The organism is Rhizobium sp. BR 314 (assembly GCF_047445805.1).
GTDB classification, from domain to species: domain Bacteria; phylum Pseudomonadota; class Alphaproteobacteria; order Rhizobiales; family Rhizobiaceae; genus Rhizobium; species Rhizobium lusitanum_B.
Window position 1 is genome coordinate 1 of the sequence record NZ_JARWLA010000018.1, and the last position, 15612, is coordinate 15612.

14 protein-coding genes and 1 pseudogene are annotated in these 15612 nt (G+C 61.4%); 10 read left to right on the top strand and 5 right to left on the bottom strand.

Features of this window, described 5'->3' with window-relative positions; all coding sequences use genetic code 11:
• From purU to QD461_RS21055, 9 genes and pseudogenes are all read left to right on the top strand, one after another.
• Nucleotides 1–144, top strand: a pseudogene (gene purU / locus QD461_RS21015) (formyltetrahydrofolate deformylase); the annotation flags it as partial.
• Nucleotides 145–229: 85 nt separating this feature from the next.
• The gene (locus tag QD461_RS21020; protein WP_414089496.1) at nt 230–781 is read left to right on the top strand and encodes a hypothetical protein; all 552 of its coding nucleotides are present in this window, start codon (nt 230–232) and stop codon (nt 779–781) included.
• A gap of 243 nt (nt 782–1024) precedes the next feature.
• Nucleotides 1025–3952: an aminotransferase gene (locus QD461_RS21025; RefSeq protein WP_414089497.1), complete on the top strand. Its 2928-nt coding sequence runs from the start codon at nt 1025–1027 to the stop codon at nt 3950–3952.
• A gap of 508 nt (nt 3953–4460) precedes the next feature.
• The gene (locus QD461_RS21030) at nt 4461–4655 is read left to right on the top strand and encodes a hypothetical protein (RefSeq protein ID WP_184708588.1); all 195 of its coding nucleotides are present in this window, start codon (nt 4461–4463) and stop codon (nt 4653–4655) included.
• 276 nt (nt 4656–4931) lie between these two features.
• Nucleotides 4932–5933: a P1 family peptidase gene (locus tag QD461_RS21035; RefSeq protein WP_414089498.1), complete on the top strand. Its 1002-nt coding sequence runs from the start codon at nt 4932–4934 to the stop codon at nt 5931–5933.
• A 103-nt stretch (nt 5934–6036) separates the two neighbouring features.
• Nucleotides 6037–7566: an ABC transporter substrate-binding protein gene (locus tag QD461_RS21040; RefSeq protein ID WP_414089499.1), complete on the top strand. Its 1530-nt coding sequence runs from the start codon at nt 6037–6039 to the stop codon at nt 7564–7566.
• Nucleotides 7567–7654: 88 nt separating this feature from the next.
• A complete protein-coding gene (locus tag QD461_RS21045) occupies nt 7655–8608 on the top strand; it encodes an ABC transporter permease (protein WP_414089500.1) in 954 nt (317 codons plus the stop codon).
• Nucleotides 8605–9471: an ABC transporter permease gene (locus QD461_RS21050; protein ID WP_414089501.1), complete on the top strand. Its 867-nt coding sequence runs from the start codon at nt 8605–8607 to the stop codon at nt 9469–9471. The genes QD461_RS21045 and QD461_RS21050 overlap by 4 nt, the downstream gene beginning before the upstream one ends.
• A gap of 19 nt (nt 9472–9490) precedes the next feature.
• Nucleotides 9491–10882, top strand: a complete 1392-nt coding sequence (locus QD461_RS21055; RefSeq protein ID WP_414089502.1) for an amidase — start codon at nt 9491–9493, stop codon at nt 10880–10882.
• Between the two features lie 22 nt (nt 10883–10904).
• Here the strand turns inward: QD461_RS21055 and QD461_RS21060 are convergent, their stop codons facing one another.
• Complete coding sequence (locus QD461_RS21060) at nt 10905–11384, bottom strand: Lrp/AsnC family transcriptional regulator (protein ID WP_414089503.1); 480 nt, start codon at nt 11382–11384, stop codon at nt 10905–10907.
• A gap of 124 nt (nt 11385–11508) precedes the next feature.
• On the opposite strand from QD461_RS21060, the gene QD461_RS21065 reads away from it, so the two are divergent.
• A complete protein-coding gene (locus QD461_RS21065; protein WP_414089504.1) occupies nt 11509–12474 on the top strand; it encodes a DMT family transporter in 966 nt (321 codons plus the stop codon).
• A gap of 38 nt (nt 12475–12512) precedes the next feature.
• Here the strand turns inward: QD461_RS21065 and QD461_RS21070 are convergent, their stop codons facing one another.
• From QD461_RS21070 to QD461_RS21085, 4 genes are all read right to left on the bottom strand, one after another.
• A complete protein-coding gene (locus QD461_RS21070; RefSeq protein WP_414089505.1) occupies nt 12513–12752 on the bottom strand; it encodes a hypothetical protein in 240 nt (79 codons plus the stop codon).
• Between the two features lie 75 nt (nt 12753–12827).
• A complete protein-coding gene (locus QD461_RS21075; RefSeq protein ID WP_414089506.1) occupies nt 12828–13682 on the bottom strand; it encodes an NlpC/P60 family protein in 855 nt (284 codons plus the stop codon).
• Nucleotides 13683–13698: 16 nt separating this feature from the next.
• Complete coding sequence (locus QD461_RS21080) at nt 13699–14043, bottom strand: MarR family transcriptional regulator (RefSeq protein ID WP_184708606.1); 345 nt, start codon at nt 14041–14043, stop codon at nt 13699–13701.
• A 112-nt stretch (nt 14044–14155) separates the two neighbouring features.
• The gene (locus QD461_RS21085) at nt 14156–15547 is read right to left on the bottom strand and encodes a leucyl aminopeptidase family protein (protein WP_414089507.1); all 1392 of its coding nucleotides are present in this window, start codon (nt 15545–15547) and stop codon (nt 14156–14158) included.
• Nucleotides 15548–15612: the final 65 nt, after the last annotated feature.

Here is a 15612-nt window from a genome sequence, read left to right on the forward strand (position 1 = left end):
GTGTCGATCGGCCGCGATGTGGAAAGCCAGGTACTGGCACGCGCCATCCATGCGCATATCCATTTCCGCACCTTCCTCAACGGCAACCGCACCGTCGTCTTCCCGGCAAGCCCAGGCTCCTACGCTTCCGAGCGGATGGGGTAAGGCGCAGCCGCCATCCCTTTTCTTTTCGCTTCGAAGCCCGATTTGATATTGCTGATATCGAATCGGGCCAGGGCAAGGAAAAGACATGCCATTCTATCGTGACGGAACGCTGCTGCTGACGGCGCTTCTTTTGGGTGCTCCAGCGGTGCATGCCGCGACTGCCGAGCAGGATCCCAGGAAGATCGATCTTGCCAAGCTGATCGAATGCACGACCTACGACGTGCCAAGCTACAATGAATTCGGCATGTGGCTGACTGGGCCTGAAAGCGCCGCCGCCATGAAACAATTCGGCATCACCGAGCTGCCGTCGAACAATCCTCTTCTCAGGGAATTCCAGCTGGCCGCACCGATCCGCGTCTTCGGGCGCGAAACGAGCCGGATCGCATTTGCCTCCTCCGGCCCCTTGGCGGTACTCGACGAAGCCGATCCACACGCACTTGCCAAAGCGCTCGGCGTGACAGCGACGGTCGACCAACCGAACAAGTTCCTCGGCGCCAAGGAAATCCTGTCGACCCGGGAGCAGCTCGAAAACTCCGATACCGTTCTCCACACAGTCATCTCCCTCAATGTCTCCACAGACGACAGCCATCCCGGCAAGACGCTCGCCGGCTGCAGCTATGCGATCGAAGTCGAGTAGCTGCAGCCGGGAGCGGGACGGCGATGCTAACCAACGTTTTAGCTGGAGGCTCGGCTTTCATCCTCTAATTTAAATGCGGATTCGTACTTCAGGTGCACCGAACGTAAAATCATAGCGATCTAGCCGTATGTGATCTGCGGCCTATCTTCTCCCAAATTGCACAACGACCCTATCTGTTTTGGGTAATTTTCTTTAGGGTGGAATGGTTTAGTGTCGACGCAAGTGAACCATCCGGGGGATGCAATGGCCGACGCCACGCTCGTAAATCGTATGCAACTGCCAAGACCGGACATAACGCCGGAGGACGCGGCCGAAATTCTGCAGACGCATTACGGCCTGAGCGGAACCTTGACCGAGCTCGGCAGCCAACAGGACCGCAATTATCGCATCGATGCAGGCGACAACGCCTATGTGTTGAAGATCTGCCACGCCGAGTATGAGCTGATCGAGCTTGAGGCACAGAACGCCGCCATCCGCCACCTGCACGCAAAGCCGGATGCGCCGCGCATACCCGAGGTCGTGCCATCCCTGAGCGGTCGTGATATCCTCACCATCACCATCCGCGAACAGGACTACCTCATTCGGCTGCTCGGCTTTCTTCCCGGCCGGACGCTCACGCAGCGCAAGCATCTGCCGCCGGCTGCGGCCGCTGGTCTTGGCGCGCTTTCTGCCCGGCTTGCCCGAGACCTTGCCGATTTCGACCATCCCGGTCTGCATCGGAACCTGCAATGGGACCTGCGCAGAGCCGGCCCGGTCGCCGTGCAGCTGCTGTCGACCATAACGGACCATGAGGCGCGCGACCGCATCGCCAAGGCGATGGTGGCCGCCGTCAAGCGCATCCAGCCGCTCGCAAGCACCTTGCGCGTGCAGCCCGTGCACCACGACGTCACCGACGATAACGTCGTCAGCCATCCCGATGCGCACGGGCAGCAGGTACCCGATGGCGTGATCGATTTCGGCGATATCATCCAGGGCTGGCTGGTGGGCGATCTCGCAGTCACTTGCGCCTCACTGCTGCATCACGCGGATGGCAACCCCTTCTACATCCTTCCGGCGATCAAGGCCTATCATGCCGTCTATCCGCTGGAAGAGGCCGAAGCCAAGGCATTGTGGCCGTTGATCGTCGCACGAGCGGTCATCCTGGCCGCGAGCAGCGAACAGCAGCTCGCCGTCGACCCAGACAACGAATATGTGCGCGGCAATCTCGATTTCGAGCGACAGATCTTCGATGTCGCGACCGGTGCGCAGCCGGATGTGATGGAAGCGGCAATCCTGCGGATGATCGGCTTCGACGTCGCCCCAATCGTAACGGACGGTTGGGCGCCGCTTCTGCCCGATATCGATCAGCAACAGATCGCAGCCGTCGATCTTTCCACGACGGGACCGGATTTCGTCGATGGCAACTGGCAGAAGCCCGACATGGATTGGCGGCTGCTCGCGCAGGTAGCCATCGCCTCCGGTGCCGCGGCAACGCGCTACGGCGAATTCCGCTTATCTCTCGCCACGCCGCTGAGCATGGCGGCGCCGCAGAATTTCGCCTTGCACAACGATGTGTGCCTGCCGTCCGGCTCAATGGTCGTTGCTCCTTTTTCTGGGCTACTGCAGCAGCAGGGGCACCATCTCGTCCTGGTGGGCGAAGACGTCAGCCTGCATCTGGACGGCCTCGAGAGCGCACTTGAAGATGGCGCGGCGGTAGAACAGGGCGCCACGATCGGCACGGTGGGCAGCGAGGGATCGGCGATCGGCGGCTTGCGCATTCAGCTCTGCCGCGTGCCAGGCCTCGTGCCGCCGCTCTTTGCGACGGCAGATCAGGCGGACGGATGGTCGGCCGTCTGCCCCTCACCTGCCGCCCTTCTCAACGCCAACTGCGAGGCGCGGCGGACGGATGCCTCCACGCTGCTTTCCTTGCGCCATGCGCGCTTCGCCAAGCCGCAGAAGCACTATTACGAGATGCCGCCGCAGATCGAACGCGGATGGCGCGAATTTCTGTTCGACATGCAGGGGCGTTGCTACCTCGACATGGTCAACAACGTCACCATGCTGGGCCACGCCCATCCGCGGCTGACTGCTGCCGTCGCGCATCAATGGTCACTGCTCAACACCAATTCCCGTTTCCATTATTCTGTGGTCGCGGAGTTTTCGGAACGGCTGGCCATGTTGGCGCCTGATGGACTCGACAGCGTCTTCCTCGTCAATAGCGGCTCGGAGGCCAACGATCTCGCCATCCGGCTTGCCTGGGCGCATACGGGCAAAAGGAACATGCTCTGCCTGCTGGAGGCATATCACGGCTGGACGGTCGCGAGCGACGCGGTTTCGACCTCGATTGCCGACAACCCGCAGGCACTGACGACGCGCCCCGACTGGGTCCATCCGGTCATTTCGCCCAATACCTATCGCGGCCCATTCCGCGGTCCCGATTCGGCAGCCGATTACCTGGTTGATGTCACGGAGAAGTTGCAGGCGATCGATGAGAAAGGCGATGGCATCGCGGGTTTCATCACAGAGCCGGTCTACGGCAATGCCGGCGGCATCACCCTGCCCCACGGCTATCTGGCCGGCGCATTCGGTGCCGTGCGCCAGCGCGGCGGCCTCTGTATCGCAGACGAGGTGCAGGTGGGCTACGGCCGGCTCGGCGAACACTTCTGGGGTTTCGAGACGCAGGGTGTTGTGCCCGACATCATCACCGTCGCCAAAGGAATGGGCAACGGCCATCCGCTCGGCGCCGTCATCACCCGCCGCGAGATCGCCGAATCGCTCGAACGAGAAGGCTATTTCTTCTCGTCGGCCGGTGGAAGCCCGGTGAGCTGTGTGGTCGGCCTCACGGTTCTCGACGTCATCAAGGACGAGAATCTGCAGGACAATGCCCGCGTGGTGGGCGATCGGTTGAAGGCCGGATTGATTGCCCTGATGGATCGCTTCCCGCTGATCGGCGCGGTGCACGGCACAGGCCTCTATCTCGGCGTGGAATTCGTCCGCGACCGCGAGGCATTGACGCCAGCCACCGAGGAAACGGCCGCGATCTGCGAGCGCCTGCTCGATCTCGGGGTCATCATGCAGCCGACCGGCGATCACTTGAACGTGTTGAAAATAAAGCCGCCGCTCTGCCTTGCGCCCGAGAGCGCCGATTTCTTCGTGGAAGCCCTGGAAAAGGTGCTTGCGGACGGATTCTGATGCGCCCGCCGCACCATTAACCATTGAGGTGATTTAGCGGCGAGCGAATTTTAGTGCCGTCCGGGCATTGCCGAATCTGCTCGCAGTTCCTATTTGTCTGTCGGTGTTCGGCAAGCCGTTGCGACACGGGAGATGGCAGGAAAGTGAACGACAACCTTCCTCGCATTTAACCAGGAACGGAATTTTATTTTACCGATCGCCGACATTTTGACATCTTTAGGAATATGTTTCTGGGGATGAAATTGTTATTGTCCACTAATATAATAGACAATAACACACTATCCGCCGAGCTCCTTTCCGGAGCCCCATCAAGTGCAACGCCAACTAGGGACACGACATGCTGAATACTAAAGTCATCGCTTCGATCCTTGGGCGGTCTGTGCTTGGCAATGACCGCTCGGGCACGCTCTCCCGCCCGTGCTGTCGAATGTGACGTTCGTCCTCTTACCGGATTCAAACAGTCAATTCGCCATGTCTGCACCGATAGCGGTGCGGAGGGAGTCTATTTATGAAGAAGCAAGTTATCGAATACGCCGGCATTCCCGTCGGCATCGTCGTTCCCGATCAGGATCGGCTCAAGTTTATCGCTGTGAAGTATCACGTCCATGATCTGGACGAGCAGCGTTTCAGAAACGCAGACGAAGTGAAGCTTGCGATCCGCGATCTTCTTTCACGGCAGCAGGCACAACCGATCCATGTTTGATGGACCGGTTAACCTACGTTCTTACCCAATCCAGTCGCCAGCCCTCACCCTTTGATAGAATCAGGGTGGGGGCTTTTTCTTTGGCAAAGCCCTCACGTAAATTCGTCGGTCTTCTATGCTCATGCCATCCCATTGCGGCGCCTGGCGCCGCAGCGTCGAACTATCGCGTTCTGCCATAACGGCACTGTCCTCGAACAAACCCGTCTTGTCTTTTGAATCTCTTTGCGGTCCTATCGCCATGACGACCTCGCGTTGCAAACGGCGAAGGATTTTTCATTGGCTGCCCATCTCAACCTCCTGACCGATGTCGAAGGCGTCGCGGTCGGTCACTCTACCGATCTTGCGCTCGGCTCGGGCGTTACCGTCATCATCTTCGATGAGCCGGCGGTTGCATCCGGCACCGTTCTCGGCGGCGCGCCCGGTGGACGGGACACATCATTGCTGGATCCCGCAATGACGGTCGGCACGGTGGATGCTCTCGTGCTTTCGGGCGGATCGGCCTTCGGGCTCGATGCCGCAGGTGGCGTGCAGGCGGGCTTGCGGGAGATCGGTCGCGGCCTCAAGGTCGGCGATGCGCTGGTACCGATCGTGCCGCAAGCTATCCTCTTCGATCTCATCAACGGCGGCAACAAGGATTGGGGGCTGCACTCGCCCTATCGCGATCTCGGCTATGCCGCCTTCAAAGCGGCGAGCAAGGGCTCCTTCGCGCTCGGCACGACCGGCGCTGGTACGGGCGCGACGACAGCGACAGTAAGAGGCGGCCTCGGCTCGGCAAGTGCGGTCAGCAGCAAGGGATACAGGATCGCGGCCATCGTCGCCGTCAATGCGCTCGGCTCCGCCACCATCGGCGACGGGCCACATTTCTGGGCGGCTCCTTTCGAGGAGAGTGGCGAGTTTGGCGGCCTCGGCATGCCGCAAGCCATCGATTCGCGCCTGCGACTGAAGGGCACGAACATCACCGCCACAACCATCGGTGCCGTCGTCACCGACGCGCAGCTGACCAAGGCCGAAGCGCATCGGCTGTCCATCTGCGCTCACGATGGCCTAGCCCGGGCGCTTTTGCCGACGCACCTGCCGCTCGACGGCGACACCGTCTTTGCCGCCTCCACCGCCAAGCACCCCCGCGCGGACATGTCGAGCTTCATGGAACTCTGCCATCTGGCGACCATCGTCATGGCGCGCGCCATCGCCCGTGGCGTCTACGAAGCAACGGCGCTGCCGATCGGGGGGACACAAGCCGCATGGCGGGATCGATTCAGCGGATTTTCAAGGCCCTGATCGCACATGCACAAATATTCAGAATTGTGTGTGCGACTGCGAGATGACACTATCGTGAAAAACACCGCGTGCCGGAGGTAAGCGGCAAAGCAAGGGAACAAGGATGACGAAATTTTCACGCCCGAACCTTGGCGATATCGCGCGCAGGCTTGCCTTCGGTACCGCGCTTTCGACCGGCCTACTCATGATGGGCCTGACGCAGGCGCAAGCTGCAAAGACGGCGCTCAATCTCGGCATGAGCGTCGAACCCACAGGCCTAGATCCCACGATCGCCGCGCCGGTAGCAATCGGCCAAGTGACCTGGCAAAATATCTTCGAAGGACTGGTTGCCATCGACGAAAGCGGCAAGATCGTGCCGCAGCTTGCCAAGAGCTGGGAAATTTCGCCCGATGGCCTCACCTATACGTTCAAGCTGCAAAGCGGCGTGAAATTCCACGATGGCCAGACCTTCGATTCCACCACCGCCAAGTTCACGCTCGATCGCGCCCGCGGCGCCGATTCCGTCAATCCGCAGAAGCGTTTCTTTGCGACTATCGTCTCGATCGACACGCCGGATGCCGAAACGCTGGTGCTGCATCTTTCTTCACCGACCGGCAGCCTGCTTTATTGGCTCGGCTGGCCGAGCTCCGTCATGGTCGGGCCGAAATCCTCCGCCAACGATAAGACGACTCCCGTCGGCACCGGCCCGTTCAAGTTCTCTGTCTGGGCCAAAGGCGACCATGTCGACCTGATGAAGAACCCGGATTATTGGAACAAGTCGGTCGACGTAAAGCTTGAGAAGGTAACCTTCCGCTTCATTTCCGATCCGCAGGCAGAGGCAGCGGCGCTCAAGGCCGGCGATGTCGACGCTTTTCCGGAGTTCGCGGCGCCTGAACTCATGAATTCCTTCGAGGGCGATGCAAGGCTCACGACCAAGATCGGCAATACCGAGCTCAAGGTCGTGGCCGGCATGAACAACACCCGCAAGCCCTTCGACGACAAGCGCGTGCGCCAGGCCCTGATGATGGCGCTCGATCGCAAGACGATCATCGAGGGCGCGTGGTCCGGCCTCGGAACCGCCATCGGCAGCCACTACACACCGAACGACCCCGGCTACAAGGATCTGACCGGCACGCTACCCTACGATGCCGCCAAGGCGAGGGCACTGCTTGCCGAAGCCGGCTATCCAAATGGTTTCACCTTCACCATCAAGACGCCGCAGATGGCCTATGCGCCACGTAGCGCACAAGTGATGCAGGCGATGTTTGCCGATATCGGCGTGACGATGAATATCGACCCGACGGAATTCCCAGCCAAGTGGGTGCAGGACGTGTTTACCGGCCGCAACTACGACATGACCATCGTCGCCCATGCCGAGCCGATGGATATCGATATCTATTCGCGCGACCCCTATTACTTCAACTACAAGAATTCTGCCTTCAACGAGCTGATCAAGAAGATCCAGCTCACCGCCGACGTATCCGAGCAGAACAAGCTCTATGGTGAGGCGCAGAGCATTCTCGCGGAGGATGTGCCGGCCCTCTTTCTTTTCGTCATGCCGAAGCTTGGTGTCTGGGACAAGAAGCTCAGGGGTCTTTGGGAGAACGAGCCTATCCCCTCGAACGTGCTGACCAACGTATCCTGGGAGGGTTGATCGCTTCTGCGCGACGATGCCGACGGGCGGCCCCAAGCCGCCCGCCGTCGAGGTTCACGAGGCCGGCACGATCGGCCATGGACATGCTATGATCGTATTGCTCACCCGCCGGATTTTCGGACTGATCCTGACGCTGCTCGCGGTCTCGCTGCTGGTCTTTGCCGTCATGGCGCTGCTACCGGGCGATCCGGCTGCGATCACGCTCGGCACTTCCGCGACACCAGAAACGCTGGCAGCCCTTCGGCATGATATGGGCCTCGATCAACCGCTGATCATCCGCTACGGCCAATGGCTTGCCGGCGCACTGACAGGCGATCTCGGCAAATCCTATACGTACGGCGTGCCAGTCGCCGGCCTGATCGTCGAGCGGCTTGCCGTCACCCTGCCGCTTGCCGCCCTTGCCATTCTGCTGTCCGTTCTTATCGCCGTGCCCCTCGGTGTCTCGGCGGCCGCCAGGCGCGGCGGCGTCTTCGATATCACAGCAACGCTGTTTTCGCAGATGGGCATTGCCGTGCCGGGCTTCTGGATCGGCCTCTTGCTGGTCCTTCTGTTTGCTACTTCCCTTGGCTGGATGCCGGCCGGCGGCTTTCCCAGTTGGGGCAATGGTGTGGGGCCGGCATTGAAATCGCTTGTGCTGCCCGCCGTCGCACTTGCGCTGCCGCAGGCCGCAGTCCTGACCCGGGTCACACGCTCTGCGGTGCTCGACACGCTGCATGAGGATTTTACCCGTACGGCGACTGCCAAGGGCCTGTCGCGCAACCGCGTGCTCTGGGGACATGTGGTGCCGAATGCGCTGGTACCTGTGCTCACCATCCTGGGGTTGCAATTCACCTTTCTGGTCGCCGGCGCGGTGTTGATCGAGAACGTCTTCACCCTGCCCGGCCTTGGCCGCCTCGCCTATCAGGCGCTCAGCCAGCGCGATGTCATCGTACTTCAGGATGTCGTGCTGTTCTTCGCCGGTCTTGTGATCATCGTGAACTTCCTGGTGGACCTTTCCTACCTCGCCGTTGATCCCCGATTGCGAGCGGGAGGCGCAAAATGAGCCTCGCCGAGAGCAAGATCGCCGCACGCCCTTATCGCTCGCGTTTTCGCTCAATGCGGCGCGCGAACCTTATGGTCGGCGCGCTGATCATCCTCACGCTCGTCTGCATCGCCATCGTCTCTTTGTTCTGGACGCCGGTGCCGCCCGCAAAGATACAGATCACCCACAAGCTTCAGCCGCCCTTCGGCTTCGGACTGCTGGGTACGGATCAGCTCGGCCATGACGTTCTGTCGATGCTGATGGCGGGCTGCTGGAATTCGCTGTCGATCTCCGTTTCGGCCGTCGCGATCGGCGGAACAATCGGGACAATCATCGGCGTTGCTGCCGCCGCAGAACGCGGGCTGTTCGAGGCGCTGGTCATGCGGGCCTGCGACATGATCTTCGCGCTGCCGCCGATCCTCTCCGCGATGATCCTCGGCGCGTTTCTCGGCACCGGGCGCATGACGGCGATTATCGCCATCGCCGTCTTCATGGTGCCGGTCTTTGCCCGCGTGGCACTCGGCTCGGCGCTGCAGGCCTGGAGCCGGGATTATGTGCTGGCGGCGCGCGCCATCGGCAACACGCAGCTTGCCATCACAATGCGCCATGTCCTGCCGAACATCATGGGCAGCATCATCGTTCAGGCAACCATCCAGCTCGGTCTCGCCATCCTGACCGAGGCAGGGCTTGCCTTCCTGGGTCTCAGCGTGCCACCTCCTGCGCCGACCTGGGGCCGAATGCTGGCCGACGCGCAGACTTATTTCCACGTCGCGCCATGGCTCGCTCTTCTGCCGGGCGTTGCCATTGCGCTTTCCGTGCTCGGTTTCAACCTGCTCGGCGACGGGCTGCGCGATCTCCTCGACCCCCGCGAGGCGACGCGCTGATGCACAAAGAGAATGGATCATGAGCGAACCCACCGATCTTTCCATCCTAGACCTCAGGCGCAAGTTTGCCGACAAGAGCCTGTCTCCCAGCGATTATTGGCTGGCGCTGGAACAGCATATCGAGGCATGGGAGCCGATAATATCGGCGCTCTATGCCTATGACCCGGAGGATGCCCGCAGACAGGCGGCTGCCTCTACCGCGCGCTGGGCAAAGGGCGCACCGCTTGGGGCGCTGGACGGCATTCCGGTGACGCTGAAGGAGCTGATCGCAACCAAGGGCCAGCCGGTGCCGCTCGGCACGGCGGCCATCGAACTCATCCCCGCCGCAGAAGACGCGCCGATCGCCGCCCGCCTGCGCGAGGATGGCGCGGTGATTTTCGCCAAGACCACCTGCCCCGATTACGGCATGCTGTCCTCCGGTCTCTCCAGTTTTCACAAGCTCAGCCGCAATCCCTGGGACCCGAGCCAGAATCCGGGCGGCTCCAGCGCCGGCGCGTCGGCTGCGGCTGCGGCTGGCTATGGGCCGCTGCATATCGGCACCGACATCGGCGGCTCGGTGCGGCTGCCGGCGGGCTGGACCGGCATTTTCGGCTTCAAACCGAGCCATGGCCGCATCCCGGTCGATCCCTATTATGTCGGGCGATGCGCCGGACCCATGACCCGCAAGGTCGAGGATGCCGCCTTCTCGATGGCGACGCTGTCACGTCCCGACTGGCGCGATGGCACCAGCCTGCCGCCGAACGAGATCGACTGGATGGATCTCGACATCAACATTCGGGGCATGACGATCGGGTTGATGCTCGAGGCCGGCTGTGGCCTGCCCGTCGACGACGAGGTGCGCGACGCGGTTCTTGCCGCTGCCAAGCGCTTCGAAAAGGCAGGCGCGACCGTCGTCGATGTCGCACCGGTGCTGACGCGGCAGATGCTAGACGGCCTCGATGCCTTCTGGCGCGCGCGCTTCTGGGGTGACATTATGGGTTTGAGTGAGGAACGCCGCAACGCGATCCTGCCCTATATCCATAGCTGGGCGAAAGGTGGCGCTGATGTCAGCGGCGTCGACGCCGTGCGCGGCTTCAACCAGACGATCGAGATGCGCAAGAACTGCAGCAAGCTTTTCACCGAGGTCGACGCCGTGCTCTCGCCAACCAATCCGATCGTCTCCTACCCTGCCGAATGGGCTTCGCCCACCAACGATCCTGCCCGGCCTTTCGAGCATATCGCCTTCACGGTTCCGTGGAACATGTCTGAGCAGCCGGCGGCCTCGATCAATTGCGGCTTCTCCCGCTCCGGTATGCCGATCGGCCTGCAGATCGTCGGCCCGCGCTTCGGCGACATGCTGGTGCTACGTCTTTCCAAGGCTTTCGAGGATTGGACCGGTGGCGTGACGAACTGGCCGAAGCGTCCGGTCTGAGCGATGCCTTCCCCGACGTAAGCTAGTCTCGGGTGAGAGGCAGGGAGAGGCCGACCTTCACACGGTCCATGGCGACGAGCGACTTGAACTTCGTCACATTTGGATTGTCGTGGAAGAGGCGGCGGCTGAGTGCCTGGTACTCCGTCATGCTCGCCACCACCACGACAAGGACGAAATCCGCCTCACCGGTCACCTGGTAGCATTGCTGAACCTCCGGTGCCTGGAGGAAACTGCGCTTTATTGCACTGATAAGCTCGTAGCGTTCGTCGGCGATCTGGACTTCGACGATGATGGTGATCGGCAAAGCAACGGCTGTCGGATCGATAACGGCAATATTCGCCTCGATGACGCCATTTTCCTGCATGCGCTTGATACGTCTTTGCACGGCCGGCGCCGAGAGATGGATCAGTTCGCCGATCTGGCGCTGCGGAACAGTGCAGTCCTTTTGGAGGATCTCGAGAATAGCCACATCGAATTCGTCGAGATCGGCCGATTTGCGCATTTCAAAATATCCTTACCGCAAAGAGGAAACAAAATTGCACGGAAGCCTGCAAAATGGAGCCAAATACTCGTTTCCCATGTATTAGGTTTGCGCCACAAATTACCTGACTTGCAAAGGCAAAAGAATGTCACGCCCCGGCATCGATTACGATACGCACTCTCATGACTTTCGCGAAGAAGCGGAAGCAAGCCTTCCAGCCGTAGACAAGGCGACATCCGACGACTCGAAGGGATTTGTCTTAGGGTTGGTCGCGATGGTGCTGGCGGCGCTTGCGATGAGCATTTCGCCCAGCCTTGTGCGCCTCGCCGACGTCGGTCCTTTCGCCAGCGCCTTCTGGCGCGTCTTCCTGGCGCTGCCGATCCTTTGGGTCTGGATGCGCTATGCCGAGGCGGCAGAGCCCGCTGCACCTCGCGCCAGCTTTACCTTGGCAACGGTCCTTGCCGGGATGGCCTTCACCGGAGACCTGTTCTTCTGGCACATCTCCATCCTGCGGACCACGATTGCCAATGCGACCTTCTTCGCGACCATGGCGCCGCTATGGGTCGTCATCTTCGGCTGGCTGCTGCTGCGGCAGAGGGTGAGCCGTGCGACGCTCATTGGGCTTTTGGTGTGCCTCGCAGGCGGCACGGCACTCGTGGTGCAGAGCCTCGCATTCAACCCGAGCCGCGCGGTCGGGGATGGCCTTGCAGTTGTCACAGGCGCCTTCTTCGGCCTCTATTTCCTGGCCGTCGGCGCAGCGCGCGGCAGAACGAACGCCGCCCGCGTCACCTTCGAACTTAGCGTCATTACCTCGGCGCTGCTGTTCCTGGTCGCGATTTTCTTCGAGCCACGAATCTTGCCGCAGTCGATCTCCGGATGGGGCGTGCTGCTGGCGCTTGGCCTTATCAGCCATGCGGGCGGTCAGGGGCTGGTCTCGGTGGCGCTCGGAAGGCTGCCAACGGTTTTCTCGTCCCTGGTCATTTTCCTGGAAACGATCGCGGCAGCACTGTTTGCCTGGATCCTGTTCGGCGAAAACGTCACGCTGATCCAGGCACTAGGTGGCGTCGTCATCATCGCCGGCATCTGGATTTCCCGACCGCGCAGCGAGTGAAGGCGATTTCGCCGAAAAGGTATCGGCTCCAAGCCGCCTTATAGCGTGGCGGCGCCCTTCTGCGCGATATCGGCATGCAGGTCGTGCAGCGCCTTTTCGATAACGCGCAGATCGTCCTGAAGGCCATCATCGGCACTCATCGAACTCTCGCTGCCGGCGCGTTGCACACCCCGCGCTTCGCTCTGCAGCTCCAGCAGCTTGTCGATCTTGCCGCGCCTGCGCAAATGACCGTCACGCAGAATGTCTCGAACCGTTTTTTCCATAGCGGTGATGGGCATGTGTCTTCCTCCTCTCGACAGGTCATATCGATCAAGGGGATAACGGCTCAGACAGGGGACAGTTCCGAGCGATGCTCAGCCGGCAAGACGCCGGTAGCCGGTGGGATATTCGTAGAGCCAGCCGATGCGCTCCACGGCGGCTGCGAAATTTTCACGAGCAACGGTCATCGTATGGCCGTTGGCATGAACCATGGTCTCCGGGTCTTCCATGATCGCGACATGGCCCTTCCAGAAGACGAAATCGCCGCGCTTCAGCTCTTCGCGGTCAATGGGCTCGCCCAGGCCGGCCGCCTGCATGTCGGTATCGCGCGGAGCGGTGCGCCCCGTCATCAATAGCGCCAGCTGCACCAGCCCGGAGCAATCGATGCCGAGGCCGGAACGACCACCCCAGAGATAGGGCGTCTCGAGAAAACGCAGGGCGACATCGACATAATCGCCACCGGCGCCCTCACCGATCGGCTGGACATGTCTGGCGAAGATGGCGGTTCCATCGTCAAGGACGACGTAGTGATTGCCCCGCGCCTCGGCGGTGCCGACAACCCGCACGCGGCTCCCCATCGACAGCACGGCAGCATGCGGCTTGCGTAGTTCCGGCTCGGGATAGATGAAGGTGCGCTGCGGTACGACGATATGGGTCGCAGCGGCAGCCCCTTCCATGAGTGCCGTTTCGGGTAGATAGCCGACATAGCCGTCCGCGATCGCCTTGACCCAACACCAGTCGCCGCTGCGCTCGAAAACCAGCACTTCCTCGCCCATCAGCAGCTCTGTATCGATACCTGTGGCGAGATCCGGCTTCGGACGAAGTGCGACGACGGGAACCGAGACTGCTGCCATGCTTCCTTCGACGAAACGTTCGGCTTCAACCTTCCCTCTCAGAGAGGCTTCGGCAAGATCAGGTCTGAAAGCGTTTAGGCGACGGTCGAGCATCATGAAGCTATTCCCGAACTCACAGTTTGCGGCCATGCTCGATGACGAGATCGCCGAGTTTTTCCAGATAGAGCGCACCGGTGACCGTGCGCTTGATGATGACATTGCGGCGATCGCGCTCGTCGCGGACGCGGTCGACCAATCCCATCTCACCCATGGTGTCAAGCGCTCTGGTGATGACCGGCTTGGTGACGCCGAGCGTCGCGGCCAGTCCGCGCACGGTATGCGGCGGCGGCACGAGATAGATCTGCAGCAGGATCGCCGTCTGCCGCAGCGTCAAATCATGATCCTCGCGGCGCACCTGAGCGAGCGTCACGCCATGCCAGAGGCCAAGGGCCTGTGAGGCGGAGAGATCTAGCGGCACGGACAACCCCGAAAATCATTACGCTTCCGTTCCAGTTTCTGCCAAGATCGTGGCGGATTCAAGGGGAATTCACCCCCTCTCCCGCAATGCGGGTGGAGGGGGTAGCTATGTTTTAGCGCAGGCTCTGCCTGATGTGATGATACAGCGCGCGGATCGCTTGTGCCTCGCCGCCGCCTGGCGAGTGCGGACGCTCGCTCGGGGCCCATCCGAAGATATCAAAGTGGACCCAGCTCGGCGTCTTGGTGACAAAGCGCTTGAGGAACAGCGCGGCCGTGATGGAGCCTGCCATGCCGCCGGCAGGCGCATTGGTGATATCGGCGAATTTGGTGCGTATATCCTTGTCGTAGCCCATGTGGAGCGGCATGCGCCACAGCGGGTCGTCCGTTTCAAGGCTCGCCTCGGTGAGATCGCTGGCGAGTTCGCTGTCGTCGGTGAAGAAGGGCGGCAGGTCGGGGCCGAGCGCCACGCGGGCCGCGCCCGTCAGCGTCGCCATGTCGATCATCAGATCCGGCGCATCCTCATCGGCGTAGGCAAGCGCATCGGCGAGGATCAGCCGACCCTCTGCATCGGTATTGTCGATCTGAACCGTCAAGCCCTTGCGGCTCTTGTAGATATCGCCGGGGCGAAAGGCGTTGGCCGAAATCGAATTCTCGACGACGGGAATGATGACGCGCAGATCGACCTTGAGCTTGGCGTCCATGATCATTAGAGCTAGGCCCATGACGTTCGCAGCACCACCCATGTCCTTCTTCATCAGCAGCATCGAGGATGCGGGCTTGATGTCGAGACCGCCGGTGTCGAAGCACACGCCCTTGCCGACCAGCGTGATGCGGCGATGGCCCTTCTTGCCCCAGCGCATTTCCAGCAGGCGCGGCGCATCGGCGCTGGCGCGCCCCACCGTATGCACGAGCGGGAAGTTTTCCTTCAGCAGGTCATCGCCGATGATGACGGACATTTCCGCCTTGTAGTGTTGGGCGAGCGCCCGGAAGGCAGCCTCCAGCTGCTCCGGCCCCATGTCGTTGGTAGGGGTGTTGATGAGGTCGCGCGCAAGGAAGACGCCGGCAAGCTGGCGCTTGATATCGGCAGCATCGGCATCGCGCGGTATCATCAAGGTCGGCGCCGGCGCCTTTTCCGACTTGTAGCGATCAAACCGATAGCTGCCGAGACCGAAGCCGAGCGAAAGGCGGTTCGCTGTCAGCGGCGCGGTCTCGATGTGCCAGTCGCCAGCAGGCAGGCTGCGCGCGAGCTTGCCCGTGAGGAACGGCTGTTCGGAGGGATTGGAGCCAAGACCAAACAACGCACCGCCGAGATGGCCTTCCGCCGTCGGGATCAGCAGCAGCGAGCCGCTATCGGCCTTGTATCCTGCCTTGTGGGCCCAATCGAGCGCGATGGGATCGATGGTGCCGGTTTCTACATGCGCCGGCGTGACGGCAAAGATCGGCAGCGTTGCGCCACCCTTCGAATTGAAGGGCGTCGCGCGCTCGATGAATTGATAGGGGGCCATAACCATCCTTTGACAATGACTTCGGGGAATCGAGAGTTAACCGTCTGTTAGGGTTAACAGATTAT

Excerpts from the sequence above, each read along its gene's own strand:
- QD461_RS21070 (WP_414089505.1), bottom strand. The coding sequence starts at position 12,752 with ATGCCCATCACCGCTATGGAAAAAACGGTTCGAGACATTCTGCGTGAC.
- QD461_RS21045 (WP_414089500.1), top strand. The coding sequence starts at position 7,655 with ATGATCGTATTGCTCACCCGCCGGATTTTCGGACTGATCCTGACGCTG.
- QD461_RS21085 (WP_414089507.1), bottom strand. The coding sequence starts at position 15,547 with ATGGCCCCCTATCAATTCATCGAGCGCGCGACGCCCTTCAATTCGAAG.
- QD461_RS21055 (WP_414089502.1), top strand. The coding sequence starts at position 9,491 with ATGAGCGAACCCACCGATCTTTCCATCCTAGACCTCAGGCGCAAGTTT.
- QD461_RS21060 (WP_414089503.1), bottom strand. The coding sequence starts at position 11,384 with ATGCGCAAATCGGCCGATCTCGACGAATTCGATGTGGCTATTCTCGAG.
- QD461_RS21075 (WP_414089506.1), bottom strand. The coding sequence starts at position 13,682 with ATGATGCTCGACCGTCGCCTAAACGCTTTCAGACCTGATCTTGCCGAA.
- QD461_RS21040 (WP_414089499.1), top strand. The coding sequence starts at position 6,037 with ATGACGAAATTTTCACGCCCGAACCTTGGCGATATCGCGCGCAGGCTT.
- QD461_RS21065 (WP_414089504.1), top strand. The coding sequence starts at position 11,509 with ATGTCACGCCCCGGCATCGATTACGATACGCACTCTCATGACTTTCGC.
- QD461_RS21025 (WP_414089497.1), top strand. The coding sequence starts at position 1,025 with ATGGCCGACGCCACGCTCGTAAATCGTATGCAACTGCCAAGACCGGAC.
- QD461_RS21030 (WP_184708588.1), top strand. The coding sequence starts at position 4,461 with ATGAAGAAGCAAGTTATCGAATACGCCGGCATTCCCGTCGGCATCGTC.
- QD461_RS21020 (WP_414089496.1), top strand. The coding sequence starts at position 230 with ATGCCATTCTATCGTGACGGAACGCTGCTGCTGACGGCGCTTCTTTTG.
- QD461_RS21050 (WP_414089501.1), top strand. The coding sequence starts at position 8,605 with ATGAGCCTCGCCGAGAGCAAGATCGCCGCACGCCCTTATCGCTCGCGT.